Annotated in this window: 13 protein-coding genes and 3 pseudogenes; 2 read left to right on the forward strand and 14 right to left on the reverse strand. The window is 35.5% G+C overall.

The window, feature by feature from the left end:
• Positions 1–305 precede the first annotated feature (305 nt).
• Both OZZ83_RS08785 and OZZ83_RS08790 read right to left on the reverse strand, forming a co-directional pair.
• The gene (locus OZZ83_RS08785) at positions 306–1190 is read right to left on the reverse strand and encodes a diacylglycerol/lipid kinase family protein (protein WP_002346137.1); all 885 of its coding nucleotides are present in this window, start codon (positions 1188–1190) and stop codon (positions 306–308) included.
• Positions 1191–1280: 90 nt separating this feature from the next.
• Positions 1281–3290 carry a VWA domain-containing protein gene (locus OZZ83_RS08790; RefSeq protein ID WP_123830694.1) on the reverse strand — a complete coding sequence of 670 codons (2010 nt, stop codon included), beginning with the start codon at positions 3288–3290 and terminating at the stop codon, positions 1281–1283.
• Between the two features lie 159 nt (positions 3291–3449).
• Here OZZ83_RS08790 and OZZ83_RS08795 point away from each other — a divergent pair, with 159 nt between their 5' ends.
• Positions 3450–4964, forward strand: a complete 1515-nt coding sequence (locus OZZ83_RS08795; RefSeq protein ID WP_073490369.1) for a helix-turn-helix domain-containing protein — start codon at positions 3450–3452, stop codon at positions 4962–4964.
• 67 nt (positions 4965–5031) lie between these two features.
• Here the strand turns inward: OZZ83_RS08795 and OZZ83_RS08800 are convergent, their stop codons facing one another.
• The 4 genes and pseudogenes from OZZ83_RS08800 to OZZ83_RS08815 all read right to left on the reverse strand — a co-directional run bounded on the left by OZZ83_RS08800 (position 5032) and on the right by OZZ83_RS08815 (position 9626).
• Positions 5032–5400, reverse strand: coding sequence for a hypothetical protein (locus OZZ83_RS08800; RefSeq protein ID WP_002308256.1), 369 nt, complete (start codon positions 5398–5400; stop codon positions 5032–5034).
• Between the two features lie 316 nt (positions 5401–5716).
• Complete coding sequence (locus OZZ83_RS08805; RefSeq protein ID WP_002348217.1) at positions 5717–6628, reverse strand: peptidylprolyl isomerase; 912 nt, start codon at positions 6626–6628, stop codon at positions 5717–5719.
• Between the two features lie 374 nt (positions 6629–7002).
• Positions 7003–7641 (reverse strand): ABC transporter ATP-binding protein, encoded by a 639-nt coding sequence (locus OZZ83_RS08810; RefSeq protein ID WP_278023645.1) that lies wholly within the window; start codon positions 7639–7641, stop codon positions 7003–7005.
• A 3-nt stretch (positions 7642–7644) separates the two neighbouring features.
• Positions 7645–9626 (reverse strand): annotated as a pseudogene (locus tag OZZ83_RS08815) (DUF1430 domain-containing protein).
• 179 nt (positions 9627–9805) lie between these two features.
• Here OZZ83_RS08815 and OZZ83_RS08820 point away from each other — a divergent pair.
• Positions 9806–10469, forward strand: a pseudogene (locus tag OZZ83_RS08820) (helix-turn-helix domain-containing protein).
• A 166-nt stretch (positions 10470–10635) separates the two neighbouring features.
• Here OZZ83_RS08820 and OZZ83_RS08825 read toward each other — a convergent pair.
• From OZZ83_RS08825 to OZZ83_RS08865, 8 genes and pseudogenes are all read right to left on the reverse strand, one after another.
• The gene (locus OZZ83_RS08825) at positions 10636–10941 is read right to left on the reverse strand and encodes a hypothetical protein (RefSeq protein ID WP_278023642.1); all 306 of its coding nucleotides are present in this window, start codon (positions 10939–10941) and stop codon (positions 10636–10638) included.
• Positions 10934–11299 carry a hypothetical protein gene (locus tag OZZ83_RS08830; protein WP_195623903.1) on the reverse strand — a complete coding sequence of 122 codons (366 nt, stop codon included), beginning with the start codon at positions 11297–11299 and terminating at the stop codon, positions 10934–10936. Before OZZ83_RS08830 ends, OZZ83_RS08825 begins: the two co-directional genes overlap by 8 nt.
• A gap of 10 nt (positions 11300–11309) precedes the next feature.
• Positions 11310–12554 (reverse strand): annotated as a pseudogene (locus OZZ83_RS14735) (hypothetical protein).
• Entirely contained in the window at positions 12547–12951 is a 405-nt protein-coding gene (locus OZZ83_RS08845; RefSeq protein ID WP_278023634.1) for a DUF1310 family protein, read from the reverse strand. Before OZZ83_RS08845 ends, OZZ83_RS14735 begins: the two are co-directional and overlap by 8 nt.
• A 24-nt stretch (positions 12952–12975) precedes the next feature.
• Positions 12976–13185, reverse strand: coding sequence for a hypothetical protein (locus OZZ83_RS08850; RefSeq protein WP_195943678.1), 210 nt, complete (start codon positions 13183–13185; stop codon positions 12976–12978).
• A complete protein-coding gene (locus OZZ83_RS08855; protein ID WP_002348214.1) occupies positions 13178–13582 on the reverse strand; it encodes a DUF1310 family protein in 405 nt (134 codons plus the stop codon). The genes OZZ83_RS08850 and OZZ83_RS08855 overlap by 8 nt, the downstream gene beginning before the upstream one ends.
• Before the next feature lie 23 nt (positions 13583–13605).
• Complete coding sequence (locus OZZ83_RS08860) at positions 13606–13827, reverse strand: hypothetical protein (protein WP_087063592.1); 222 nt, start codon at positions 13825–13827, stop codon at positions 13606–13608.
• A complete protein-coding gene (locus tag OZZ83_RS08865) occupies positions 13824–14237 on the reverse strand; it encodes a DUF1310 family protein (RefSeq protein ID WP_278023632.1) in 414 nt (137 codons plus the stop codon). Before OZZ83_RS08865 ends, OZZ83_RS08860 begins: the two co-directional genes overlap by 4 nt.
• Between the last annotated feature and the right edge of the window lie 1535 nt (positions 14238–15772).

Raw genomic sequence — 15772 nt, forward strand, 5'->3', positions numbered from 1 at the left:
CTTCTGAAATGTATGCACGCTATGGTTAGGGCACATACAGAGTACGACTATGCGTACGCGGTCTCAGTGGACCATTAACTAAACCACTTACAGTATACCACTTCTTTGCCCAGATCGAAAATTTTTTTACGAACGGGGCTTTATTTGGTGTGCCTTGATTTTGTCGCTTTCGTTACGAGCTATTTTTCTTGCACCTTTTACTTGACTAATCGTAGGAAAAAGGCTGTGACAAAAGTCTTGTCACAGTCCCTTATCCCGAACAAGCGGTGTTCTCCCGCCAACTCCTCGGTCACACAACCTCCATTTTAACAATAAACTTGTAAATGTGAGGGCAATACTTTGATATTTACAGGTAATTTGTCCCCTTCATCACCATCAACATTCGTCGTCAATTCTTCCTCATCAGCTAATGACACAACTAATTGCTCACAAGTAAGGTAGGCTAGATTTTTCGTTGATTCATCTACTCCTTTTAATAGGTCTGGCAATGTTTTAAGCGTATCGATCAAAGAAGAATCTTTTAAATAAACTAAATGGAGCTTACCATCATCCACTTTTGCATTTGGAAGCAATGTCTCAAATCCGCCAACTGAGTTAGTTAGTCCTATCAGTAGAGTACTACTCTCAATCTCTTCCTTCTTTCCATCAACTTCTACGTGAAACGAGTAGGATTGTGTGGAAGCTAACTGTTTGATTCCTGACATGAAATAAGCTAGTTTTCCGAATTTCGTCTTCTTCTCCGCATCTACATCATTGATTGCTTCAGGAATAGAGCCAATTGCAACGACATTCATAAAATAGTCATCATTTATTTTTCCAATATCCAATGGTTTGACTGATTCAATCGAAAAATGACTGATCGCTTCCTCAGGTTCTAGCGGTATCCCTAATGCTCGAGCCAAGTCATTCACCGTACCTAATGGGAAAAAGCCGAAATTTGGCCGATGTTCTTGTTCAGCGATTCCACTGATTCCTTCGTTAACTGTTCCGTCTCCGCCCATGACAAATACACTATGATACCCTTCCACAGCCGCCTCGCGAGTAAAGTTTTTTGCATCTCCTGCTTTTTTTGTATGCAAGACGACCACTTCATCAAACACCGACTCCAATTTTGCTATCGCTAATTGCTCAAATTCCTTTGCTTGTTCACCGCCTGAACTGGGGTTTACCACTAATAAAACTTTTTTCATCACTTTCTTTCCCTTCTCATTGATTTCTTTAATATAACGATAGCATAAAGAAAAAAATTAGGCTGTGATGAAGTATCGCTTTAATGTTTCTTATGATTTGTTTCTACGCTTGATAAGTACATATCCACTAGTGACTACTGCCAACAGACCAATAATTGTGAGTATAACAGAACTCTTCTTATTTTCATTAGTTTTAGGCAATTGCTTATCAGGACCATTAGACGATTCTTGAGATGCAATAATTATTTGCTTATCTGTTGTGCTTGGTTCTGTCATATTTGGCTCTGTCGTACTTGGCTCTGTCATACTTGGCTCTGTCGTACTTGGCTCTGTCGTACTTGGCTCTGTCGTACTTGGCTCTGTTTCTTCTAATGTATTGATAATCGTGAAACTGTTTCTATCACTTATCACCTCATACGTGAATCCATCTGGCACGTCTATCTCATCTACACTATAAATAAAATTCTCACCGTTATTATTGTAAAGAGGCAAACTAGAGGAAATACCTGCAATGGGTACCTGATAGACTGAAGTTGCATAATCCTCTTCTTTAGATAACATCAGTGGGTCTGAGGTGATCCAGCTTTCATTATTGGTAACAGTTTGTCGTTTGATGACATATTGAATAGAAGTTGGTATATGATTAGTTTCTATATTCTTCCACTGTTTCTTGATATTCAATTTTACAGTAGGTGCCTTGATCGATGGTATAGGAAAATCGAGAAGTTCTCCATTGTTCAAAGGATCAAGAGTCGTCCGTCCATTACACAAATACCATGTTTCACCTTTGAATGCTTCTGCTTCCGTAGCTAATCGTATTTGATACGTAAAAGTGATTTTTTCATTTTTTCCCAATGTAAGATGATTTAGTTTGATGATCTGCCCGTTCTCAGTCACTTCAGTCTTCCCAAGAACAGTTTCATCCGCTTGCCATTCTCCGCTTTCTTCTTTACTCCAACCTTGCAGCTGATAATATGAAGGACCAAATGCCCCAATTCCCTGCAGCAAGATATCTTTCCCCATTGGATCAGTAACTGTACCATTAACAATTGTTTTATCCATTCCATTCGCAATTTCCTTCAATGCATTTCCAAGACCAGTCAGATTCTCATCAATCGATAAATAATTGTTTGGGGAAGAAGCTAGATTTCTGCCTATATATTCGCCTCGCGATGAAGGAGCTGTTGCTACAGAATAACATTTGATTCCTGCATTTTTTATCGAAATGATTGTTCCTAATGTCGCATCATTGATAAGAGAACTGCTTACAGAAACCGCATTTGGATCTGTCGAACTACCGCTTGTTTGATATTTTTCTGAGTCCGTTTGGAATTCTGTGACATATTGATCCGTATGGTACCCGTTATAATCCACAATTTCTCCTGAATTATGAAATACTTGTGCATTTTCTTTAGGGAGATAACTTCGATTAGCACTGTCATCTCCGATATGCACCAACATTTTTTCTGCTTCTGGTCTACTCTTTTCTTCTAAAAGTGATTGGCCTTCCAGCAATCCTTTTTGCATGAATGTCCCCGTATGACTTTCAGCTGTATTTCTCAAAAAATACTCCAGTTGATTGATATCTGTCAAAAAATCATCTGTTGAATAAACAAATCGATTATATGCCACGATTCCAATACGGATATTCCCACTTTCTAAGGAATCATCAAGTTCTTCACCAAATTCTTGTAAGCCTTTTAGTGCGTTTGATAATTTTTCGCCCGTCATCGAAGAAGAATAGTCAATGACCATTACTAGGTCAATTGGTTTTTTTAATTGATTTCCCTTGATAGCTAATGTTACATCGAATAATCCTTGTATTCCTTCTGCCTTTTTTACAGATTTTTTTACAAATGCGCTGTTTTCATAATTTATATAATTTTCTTCATCAAAATTTGCTTCAGGTGCATTCCCATAGTCATAGTTATACGTATCGCCTTCTTTTACCCCATTTGTCAAAAATTCCCCTTCTGCATTGTTTTGATAATGAAAAGCATTTGTTTCGGCAAATGTGTCTCCCCCAAAAAACATTGCAACTAAACTAAACACTATCATCAACATGCTAGCCAGGTTCGTTTTAGTTATTCTATTACACATCTTTATTCAATCTCCTCCCTTTTATTCACTATTAGAAGTCAGTATAGAGGATTTCTAGTACTTTAACAGACAATAAATCGTACAATTAAAGTACAAAATGGTACAAAACATATGCTATGATTTACAATAATAGAATATATATAGCGAGGAGTCTAAATAATGGAGGTATTTCATTCTTTTTTTGGCAATGAAACAAAGAAAGAACTAGAACTGTTAAAGCTTTTATACAAGAACAAACGATTCATGGGAACAGAAGAAATCAGTGAATGTCTAAAAATGGATCGACGCTCAGTCTATAAATATTATGATTTGTTGTTGAACAAACCCTACATGACAAAGAAAGAACATATGGCAGTTTTATCAGTTAAGCATGGACAAGGCTATAAATTCAATGGCTCGAAAAAAGACTATAAGATTCTATCAAGACAAGTCCTTCAATCGAATCCTTTTTTTGAATTGCTTGAGACTCTCTTACTTGATAATAAGATCATCATCGCAAAATTCGCCTATGATAATTTTGTTTCTGAATCAAGTGTTCGGAAAAGAATGCATGAGTTAGCATCTCTGCTTGAACCCATGGACTTTTCCTTGAAGAAATCAAAAGGTACCGTTCACTTAATCGGTAAAGAGATGCGTATACGCTTCTTTATGGTGGCTTTTTTTTGGCGGATCTTTTCTGGCTTGCATTGGCCTTTTACGGGTATATCTCAAAGAAAATGTGAAAAGATCGTCACGGAAATCTACCATGAATGTCAGATTCCTGTTAACACAATCGAATTAAAACTTTCCTGTTATGTATTGGCTGTGACGATTCTAAGAACACGCAAAGGTTTGAAGATCGATGAGGAAATACATTCTGTCGTTGATCGATTCCCTTTTGTCAAACAGCCAGTATCACCATCAGATATGAAGAATATGCAATCTATTAAAAATATATTAGCGGAAAAATTAAGTGCCCATTACCATTTAGATAGATCAAATATCGAATTTATTTTTTTATGGCTGTATTCACGTGCTGATTTCCATCAAAAAAACATAAATACTGACTGTTTGGCTGATATCGATGCTCATAGAAGTGATAGCACTCTAATAGAAAAAATCATGTCACTTTATCCGCAATTAATAAAAAAAGCCGATACTGGATTGGTTGATGAAGAAAAGAAAAGAATGATTTTTGTGACATTATATACAGGTATCCTCTCTGTAGAAATGTTTGGAAAAATGGACTATTCCTTAACTGGTTATAATCTAAAAGAATATTTATCTCTCAAATTCACCGGTTTGTTACAACAATCGGAAGAATTAGTGAAGAGAAACAAGATTTATTCGAAAGAACCAGATAAACAAGAAGGATTATCCTTACATGTAGCGGTTGCTTGGTCTATGGTCGCCAGACCTATCAGTTTCTCAAAAAAAATAAAAATAAAAGTTGAAACCGACTTACCTTTTACGATTGAGCAAGGGATCATTGAACGAATCCAGACCACTTTCCAAAGCTATTATCCAATTGAGGTCAGCCATTCCTTTAAAGAAGAGAATTATGATTTTTGTTTGAGTACCGCGCCAATCACAGAATTAGAAGGATCTACCGAAACTTTATTGATCAACGCACAAGTTACTTTATCAGATTTACTGGCTATACAGAAAAAACTAGATACACTTATCCCATCATAAAAGTTGTTTTGCTTACAAAAATTCAATTCATACTATCGATTCACTCAAAAAATCCTGACCCACTCATCTAAACTTTGCTAGGTGGGTCAGAATTCTTAAAACGATAAAACATAAAAACAACCAAAATGAGAACACTCAATACAGCAAAATAAGAACGAAAAGGTAATATTATTTGATAGACACCTAACAAACTGAAAATTTTAGGTGGCAGATAAAAGCACAAAAATAGCAGGAGAATGTAATAGCGTCTCTTCCAATTTTTGTTGTCAGACCTCATAGCGATAAGAGGAATACCACATGCATAACTGAAAAACTCTTTATGTATCGTTAACGTTTCATAGCCTTGAATAATAAATGCTACAATCCCTGCTATAATCAGGGTGCCTAACATCAAAACGGAAAATCGATGAATATATTTTATATACAAATGATCCATTGTACTTCCTGCCTTTTTATTTGTGAGAAAAACAAATCCTTATACGTGAATAACTTCTAGAAATAAAAGAAATTTGCAAAATCACTTCATTGTAACTACTTCTACGTACATTTTTCGACATCGCTTTCTTTATTTAATATTATATAGGGAAATATCTAGGGTGGCTATCTTGGATTCCAACTAAAACAAAGAATTGTTTAAATAAAAAGAACTAAATCAAGTAGTAATAAAACTACTGTTGATTTAGCTCTAATAAAAAGATTTAGATGAACGGTTTTATTGGTTTAAATAGTTCATACTTTTTTATTTATTCTGCTTATTTACTACTTGCTGTACTGGAATCTGAAGTGAATGTACTCAAAACATTTTCAAAGTCTTTGTCTTTGATTTTTACATTAGCGTCTTTCAATACTTCGCCAATCACTTTATTCTGGAAGGTACTGTCACTTAATTTTGTGTCTGTCGCGATTTCTTTCAATTCTTTTTTGTATTTATCCATGTCGTTGCCTTTGTTTTGGTTTTTCACCATTTTGACTACGTAGTATTCTGTAGCGTAAGTTGAGGTATTAGTAGAAGTGATCACATCAGAAACTTGACCGTCTTTCAACTTAAAGGCTGCTTCTTTGACTTCTGTTGGAACCGTTGTAGTAGTGGAATCAAATTTTACTTTTCCGCCATTTTCTTTTGTCGTAGTATCAGTTGACTTGTCTTTAGCTAATTTAGAGAAATCATCTCCCTTATCAGCAGCTTTTTTCACATCTTTTGCATCGTTTTCACTTGCTACTTGGATGATTTGAGCTTCTACTTCTGGATGGAAAGTTTTCCAAGCCGTTTTTAAATCTTCATCAGTCAATTTGATATGCTTCTTTAGACCTTCTTGGAACGCAAGACTTTGTTTGATACTGTCTTTGAATGTTTCTTCAGTGTAACCTGCAGTTTTCAATTGTGAATCAAATGAATCACCCAATTGTTTCTTTGTTTGATCATATTGAGAATCGACTTCTTTAGTTGATACGTCATCTCCGTATTTGTCTTCAAATACTTGATAAACGATCAACTGTTGCACAGTGGAATCTGCTCCTTGCATTTTTTTCAAGCTATCCATTACTTCTTGTTCGCTGATTGTGCCGCCTTTATAACTAACGGCTGTTTTTTCACCAGCATTCGTACAGCCTGACAATAAACCAGCGCCTAGTACGATGGCAAGTGCTAAAAATTTTTTCTTCATTTATTTGTTCTCCTACTTTCGTTTTTTGCGAATTGCTAAAAACAAAGGTGCTCAAGATGAGAATCATCTAGAACACCTCTACTAATCTGCTTGATACGGCCTGAATAGATAGAAGTCTATACAATCCAGAAAGTTCGCTCAGCAGAATAAATGTCAAGTAGCATATCACACCTTAATATACTACTTCTTTTGTTACCGTTTTTCAAGTCTATCTTGCGTTACGCTTTTAACGTAACTAATTCTTAGAACACATGTTATCAATTTTATTTTTCTTCTTCCACTGTTGGGATATTCAAATCAAACACTTTTATGTTCGATTTTTTAGACATTTTTTTGTTTTTATTGGAAAAAAAGTTTTATTTTTCATTTGTTCCCTAAATCATGATCATCTTGTTTCCTATTTTGGTCAGATACGGATCATGCGTGACCACGATAACTAACATACCTTGGGAAGCTTGTTGCGATAAGATTTCAACGACTTGATCCTTATTTCGTTTATCTAATGATCCAGTTGGTTCATCGGCTAAAATGATTTTGCTATTCTTCAATAAGACTCTCGCACAGGCGATTCTTTGCTTCTCACCACCAGATAATGTATAGATAGGCGTACTTAGCTTCTTGTTTATATTTACTTTTTTCAATGCCTCATACTTTGCTGTTCGCTTATCTGAAACATTTAAATTCGAAAACTTCAATCCAATATCTAAATTAAAATCGATCGTTTCATATTCAATCAACCCAAAATCTTGAAAAAGAAAAGATATGGTATTTTTTTTTATCAAGCGCTTCTCTCTTCCAGTTAATTGTTTCGTCTCTTGATCGAACAAATAGAATTGTCCTGAACTGAACCGATCATTCAATCCTAATATATTCAATAACGTACTTTTACCTGCTCCACTTTCTCCAACAACAGTCACAAGATCCCCAGAATCCGCAGTGAAACGATCCAAATGAAGAATCGTTTTGTTTTTGATGATTTTTTTCGCACCTTTTATCACTATCCACGGCTCCAATTGTTAACCTCCATTCATCAACAATAATTGACTTTTCTTTTCTGTAGACAAAATAAAAACAACTGAAAGAATAAAATCAATGAAACTAAAGAAAAAAATATTAAAAAGATATTTAGGCTCTCTTTCTATAAGAAAAAGGAAGATGACACTTGTCGTCCCCCATTTGATGAGGTTCATCCTAAAGAAATCTTTATACGTTTCAAAGAGCGAATAACCACTTGAACGAAAGATAGCGATTTTCCGACAATTGTAGACAAAATATATGCATAACATGACGTAGCTCAACAAGAAGAAAGAAAAGAAAGTGAGAAAACATATCTGTATCAAGTAATGAAATGATCTGCTTAACACTTTGACAGCTATCTCTTCAGTCTGAGTATACGGAAATGATAACTGCAGATTATCACGTAACTGACTTTCCTCAATCAGCTCAAATAACCTTTCTTTCGACAAAGAGCCTATCTTGATCTTTAACGGCGGATAGATTTCTCCGCTGAGAATATTTCTTTCCCAATACGTACTGTTTTCAATGTCAGTATTTCAACAACCGGATAATGTTCGATCCATGGGTTAGAAGGAATAAATGTATAAATGGGTTGGTTGTTTTTTATAAATAGAAATTTCGGTTCTTTTTCACTGATTTCTTGATAATATTCTGTTATTTGAGCTAGGTCATTTTTTAAATCTGTATGTCTATATCGTTCAGGAATCAATATAACCGGGTGCGTTTCTTCTTCGGTTATTTGGATCAAGCTTCCAGAGACATCAATCAAAGGAAATTTCTTAAGATAATTCAGATTTATTTTTATCCCTCTGCCAAACTGTTCGTTTTCTTCATTCAAGTAATCTGATACATTGACTAATATACTTCCGTTTTTATTCAAAGTTTCATATAATTCCTGATCTGCTGCTGATGCAAAACGATTGGAATAAATAAAATCCACATGGTTTTTCCCGATGGTTACTGGATAAAACACATGATAGTCTTCATCAGCGATTTCTTTTGGAGATTCATGGGAAACAGCTAACTGTGAAGAAGAAAAAACGATAGTTGCTAATTCGACATTGGTAACGGTCAAAAGAAGAGAAAACAACAATCCAAATGTAAAAAGAATGTATTGGATATAGTTGAACGCTTCTCTTAACGAAGCGATTTTTTCAACTAATAAAAGAGAAATCAAAGAGATACCATATATTCCGCTGAACAAGAAAACGTACATCTGGAACAAATAAAGAAATTGCTCCTTATAATACATAAAAATAAAACCACCAATAATTCCTGCAATTATGAATGTAGTAATGATTTTCTTTTTCCCAAATAAACACCACAATACTTGATGTAAGGAAAAGCCATTATTCAACAATAAACTGATTTCTTTATTCATCAATAAGAAAAAAGACGGTAACAAAAGGAATAAAAGAATCAACCCAATAGTTAAATACACTCGATAATTATATACGTCTGTACTTGAAATAACCGAATACAGATAGCTATTTTCAAAATCTTCAAAAACATCAGTCGCATAACCAGTGTGAAATGCTTGATTGAATCGTTCCACAAATAGTAATATGAACCGATCATAGTCTTCTTTTTCTCTCGTCATTAAGAAAAATTCACCTTCAAAATCTTTTATTTTGATCGATTCTTCAATGGACATTACGTGAAAGGTGGTATTAGAATAGGGTACCTTCTCGTGAAAAGATTTGACATTCCCTTGATAATACGATGTCATTTCAAGCTTTGGCTGTATCTTGAAGTTCCAAGATGTATCTACTTCATTGGATTCATTTACTGTTTTTTTCATATAAGAAAGCTCAGTTTCTGATGATACATTTTCAAATACCATGATTAGCTGCTCATATTCTTCTCGCTCAATAAAATGTTGTGGCAATCGAATCGGAGTATAAGCATCCGTTTGGTGGAAAAATTCATTTGTCCGATAGAGTACCTGTTTATTTATACTAACCAAGGCAAAACCGCTCATGATACCGATTACTATGATTGTGAGTAAAACTGTGAACTTTTTTTTGATTATCACCACTCTCCCTTACTTAAATGATTCTTCGATAAAATCATACCGTTTTTCATCAAAAAAACGTATCTATCAAGTGTATAGGTCATGTAGAATAAATCTATATACTGTAGAATCGAAAGGAGAAGAAGATGAACATCGGAGAAAAAATACGAACTTACCGCAGAAATTGTAACCTTACGCAAAAAGAACTAGGCGAAAAAATCGGTGTTTCCGATAAAACGATCTCTAGTTGGGAAAATTCTCGTACAATGCCAGATCTTGAAATGCTGTCACTTTTACATCAGACTTTAGGTCTGCCGATTGATTTTCCTTCTATTGAGCCAACTGCCGAATCAATAGAACCAACATTGCTGGATGAATCTCTTGTTTTCAAGAAATCTTATTCATCAAAACAACCCTTCTCACTCAAAAAGACACTATCTTTCTTTCTACTCGTCTTTTGTTTGGTCTATCTTTTTCTTATCAATTATCAATACAAAAATGAAACGATTGATCGATTCAACCCTTTTTTGAAACCACAAATCGGCTATACCACACCCTGTAGGATACGTGGACAATTCCATCGAACATTGGGTATGTAATGATATCTTTGGTCATGGTACATGGCTGTCTTTTCACGCTGGCGAGGTAGAAAATGGTAAGAATCATGCTGTAATCAAACACAAAGGAAAACACGTCATGAACGTTCGTCTACTCTCTTGGGAAGCCATTCCCTCAGATTACCAAGAGATCCTCAGCCAAGACTATGACGACGCCTTAAAAAGAACCCCTCAGGAGCTAGATAGGCATTAAGTAGGAGAGGAATGTGAGGTAGAAAAAATCAATGTACATGATTTTATCAAAAACATAGGTACAAAATAATTGAAAAAGCCTTGAGATGAAAGGCGTCAAATAAACATCTCTACCTAATCGAAAAATTTGATTAGGCAGAGATGTTTATTCTGGATAAGCACTGCTCTCACAACCTCATTAACCGATCCGAGACGCTTTGAACATTGTCTAATGCCGCATCTACCCATTGGCCTTTGGCGGCAGCAGAAACATTGTTTTTATAGGTATCACTGGCATTCTTCAGTTTAGTTGCTCCTTGGCTTTTTCTTTCTCGTGTGAGGGATTTTCTAGTTTGGGATGTAGCTTTGCTGGGACTTGCTACAAGTAAATGGATGAGTTGTTTTTCCAGATTCTTTCGTTGCTGGATTAATTCATTATTTGCTCCTTCAAGTAAAGCATCTACACCACTCATGATCCAATCGAATTCAAACATAGGATTCTCCCTCTCTTTTTGATTTTCTGTATTCTTCTTCATACTGACGGATCTTTTTGTTATATATAGATTGATTTTCATGTAGTCGTTCTTCCAGATTCCGTTGGGTTGCTCGTGTTCGTTGCCGTGACTCTTCACTTGCTTGTTCTAAGAGACGATAGACTGCCCTTTTATTTTCGGGAGGGTTGGTCTCATAATGTTTAGCGGTAGCATTGATTTGCACAGAGATAGTTTCTAAATAGCGTTGAAATTTTCTTTGCTCATTCGACAGATAATCCAGATGGTTTTCTAATGCTACGCGATTTTTACGATAAATTTCTTCGGTTTCTTCTATTTTCCTTCTGATTTCTTGTTCCATTTATTCACCTCTAAAATAAGTAATGGCTGAGCTCATGATCAGAATCTACTTGCCTATTGCTCGTTTGTTCAATGTTTCTTAACAGCCTTTCAAGCTCTTCTTCTGATTTTCTAAACGTTGCTACTGTTCGTTCATATTCATTTACTGGGTCTATCCGTATACTCCGTTCCGTTACTCCCAAAGAATCAAGTGCTTCCAGTTCTTCATAATGTGTCAAACTTGCTCCCCAATAGCGGGCGTCTAATTTTGTCGTTTGCCATAATTCATTGGCATTTCTGATTTCTGTTTGGAACCATTTCTTTAATTCACTAATTTCTGTCTCCACTGTTTTTTTGTACCCACTAGTAATCGCTTTGGCTTGTGATGCATCCAAAAATATTTTTTGAGCAGAAGATAGACTGCCTTTTGCTAGAAAGTGTCTCTTCACGTTTTCGATGCCGGCAAGACGCTGCTGGGTTTCCAACCCGATCACATCAGGTTCTCCTTTCGTATCAAACAAGACATTCCCGAATTGGTCATACTGATATCCACCCCACATGTGCTGGTCGACCCACCCGACTTTTTTAGACAACACTGGGCGCATTCGGCCGACCATTGGCTTGTCTTTGCTATAGCCGATTGGTACCAAGTCTTTCTCATCGACATAATTATGCAGTTTTCCTGACCTCGTCAGAAGATCAGCGGTCACGCGCTGACTTGGCGTCAATACCGTATAAATATTGGGTCCTTGGAAAAAATATCCTCCACTAAGACGCCTGCTTTCCTCCAATGACAAATCAGCGACAGCATATTATCCATTCATGGAGCCTAAAGAATGACCATAGACGAAAAACTGGGCATTGGGATAATGGCGCATCGCTTCCTTCAGGGTCTCCGCAGACGTTCTTAATTGCGGGGGCGGTGCGCCTTGTTCAGCCGCGAGGATCTTACGTGCCATATCCACATTGTTGACGACCCAGTCTTGCCACACATCGCCAGTTTGTTTCTTGATTTTGTCTAAGCCTGTCGAACCGCGATAAAGCACCGTTACTTCTTTAACCGCCAATCTTTCCGGCAATGGTGCAACCGGGGAAACGAAGCGGTCCGTATGGGTAATGACAAAAGACTGTTCGCCGGAGGGTTTGTTGATGACTTGGGAGACGTATCCGATTGATATGTTCACTCCATCTATCTTTAGTTCTTTTTTTAGCTTTAAATTATTGTATTCCTTTTTAGCTATCTGAACTCTTTGTTCATCTGTGTAAAAGTTATTCATATCCTTTCTCCTTTATTCTTTTGGATAAATCACCTGATAAATCTACTCCTTCTAATAGTAAATTCCCTTCTTTTTTAATCACATTAAACTCTATATCTTGAGAATTCTTTTTATTTATAAATAAAGTTACATTTATCCCACCCATCGGATTGTGTTCTATACTGTCGTAATCGATTTCATAAGATTGGATCACTCCTTCTGGGGTCAATGCTTTGGGGTCTAAGTTCTTCAAACCTTCTTCAAATACCTGTTTTGCCTCTTCGCTTTTCACGATCTTGACCATTTCTTCTTGTAACTTTTCTGTTTCCTTTTGCTTGTCTATCACTAGTTTTCCTCCCATTCCTAAAAGTATGAGTAATCCGATCAGTGGGACCAACCACCATTTTTTCTTTTTCACGCTAGACTCCTTGTTTAGTTTTATTTATCCCACCAGTCTTTCAGGCAATGGCGCAACTGGGGAAACGAAGCGGTCCGTATGGGTAATGACAAAAGACTGTTCGCCAGAGGGGTTGTTGATGACTTGGGAGACGTAGCCGATTGATATGTTTCCTTTGTCTATATCTATTTTATTTTTTATTTTTAAATTATCGTACTCTTTATTAGCTAACTCGACTTTTTGTTTATCATTCATTATGATCTTCCTCCAGTAACTCAGCTAATTTTCCAGAGTAATTAATTCCGCCAGCCTCCAGTTTTCCATTGCTTTTATTAAGGGTATATTCTATGGTTAATTCTTCATCGTTATTAATTATTAGAACTACGTTAATTCCGCCCATTGGATTATGCCTCATAGTAGTATAATCAATTTTATAAGTTTGGATTAATCCACCAGAGGTGAATGCTCTTGAATCTAAATTTTTACATACCTCCTGAAACTCCTGTTTCGCCTCCTCGCTTTTCACGATCTTGACCATTTCTTCTTGCAACTTTTCTGTTTCCTTTTGCTTGTCTATCACTAGTTTTCCTCCTATTCCTAAAAGTATGAGTATGCCGATCAGTGGGACCAACCACCATTTTTTCTTTTTCATTTAGGCTCCTTTTTTAGTTTTATTTATCTCACCAATCTTTCCGGCAATGGCGCAACCGGGGAAACGAAGCGGTCCGTATGGGTAATGACAAAAGACTGTTCGCCGGAGGGTTTGTTGATGACTTGGGAGACGTATCCTAAAAACGTTCCATCTTTAAGGCGTACCTCTTCTTTTACTTTCCAATTTTTATACTCTTTATTCGCAATTTCCACACGTTCCGCATCAGTATAATAAATTTGGCTCATTCTACTCTCTCCTTACGCAAATTAGTACCTAGCTTGCTCGAGTTTCCTACAATTACATATTCACTAGAAAAAATTCCATTACTATTTTTATTCAGGTGAAAGTAAATATATAATTCTTTATCGTTATTCACAACTATCGTTCCATCTATCCCGCCCATCGGATTGTGTTCTATACTGTCGTAATCGATTTCATAAGATTGGATCACTCCTTCTGGGGTCAATGCTTTAGGGTCCAAGTTCTTCAAGCCTTCTTCAACTACCTGTTTTGCCTCTTCGCTTTTCACAATCTTGACCATTTCTTCTTGCAACTTTTCTGCTTTATTTTGCTTGTCTATCACTAATTTTCCTCCTATTCCTAAAAGTATGAGTATGCCGATCAGTGGAATCAGCCACCATTTTTTCTTTTTCACGCTAGACTCCTTTTTTAGTTAGTAAAGTAATTCGGGATTTATAAATTCATCACAAAGTTTATAATTTTAATGGTTTATTTATCTTCTCTATACAAAATCCCAACTATATAAAAGCGCATTCATTTAAATGTTAACATAAAAGCCTTTATACAGGATTCCATATTTTTACTATAAAAATAAAAAAAGTTTATAAAATAATAGTTAGCTAATGAAAAAATATCATACTCTTGCGTAATTTAAACAAAGAGAATGATATCTTATATATTTAAGTCTTTTCTGTTCATTTTTGGGTTATCTTCAAAATTGTTTAATCATTAGAACTAGTTCTATCAATCTTGTCCTTTCTTTACCCCTATTGCCATCTCAAAAACAAACACTTTTATGTCCGATTTTTCAGACATTTTTTTGTTGTTTTTATTATAAAAAGTTTGTTTTTTTCATTATGATAGTTAGAAAAAAATACCATTCTCTTGCATAAATGAAATGAAGCAAAGAGAATGATCAATTAAAAAATGATTAACTATTCTATTATTAGGCTATTTGTATTATTCTTCTGTCACTTTTCTATCAAAAAAGCCAGAAATAACTAGATATAGGTATTTCTTGCTTATAATATAATATTTACGCCACAGCCTCCCAATGATTCTTTTTGGAATCATAATCTATGATGATTTGCAGTAACATAAATAAATAGGATCATCGCTGGTAGTTTATCCAAGAGCACTCAAGAAAATACAAAATGTATTGTTCAAGCGCCTATCGTAATGATAAAATGAAACAAATAAACGATACAAGGAGGAAGAGACCTTGAGTAATGGCAAAAAATTTTTTTCATTGTAAAAATCGTTCAGTTGCTAATCTATGGGGTTTCGGTAGCGTGGGCATTTTTTTATAGAGGAATCACACCAAACTGGCCATTTTATCTCTTGTTAGTGGGAATATTAGTAGGAAATTTTGTCCCCCTTCACTATCGTACCAACTTTTTTTCAACTGGTTCTGGTCTTTTTCTTAAAACAAAGACGCGAAAATTAGAAAACATTATTGAAATGACAATTACCTGTATGGTCATTTTCTTAGTAATATTCCTAAACGTCTTCTAATAAGAATCTCTTAAAATTAGCTTGTTACAGTTAGTTAACTAGTTTGTATTTTTCCTAATTTAAATAACACAGTAATTTTATCTTCCTCATTAACATCTTTTGCCACCTCTTTGTCTTAAATTTGAAACATACAAGTAGAGCTACGGACACTAAGAATGTTTTGGCTCTGTTTTTTTGCATCAAAATTACTCTGATATAGCTAGCTGATAGCTTCGTCCATTTGAATGAAATTATTTTCATTTCACCTTATTACGAAAGGAGGTGTGACAAAAATCTTGTCACACCTCCTTTTTCCGAATAAACGGTGTTCCAGAAGTAGCTTCTTCGGAAATAAGCCGAAATTTCACAAAAATTTGAGAAGCAATTTTCGTAAATTCCTTCTTATTTCTTGAAGCTGCCCACTTCTGTCACAACCTCTATATTTAAGTATTACCC

Source organism: Enterococcus sp. E5-162, from assembly GCF_035725965.1.
GTDB lineage: Bacteria > Bacillota > Bacilli > Lactobacillales > Enterococcaceae > Enterococcus_B > Enterococcus_B lactis.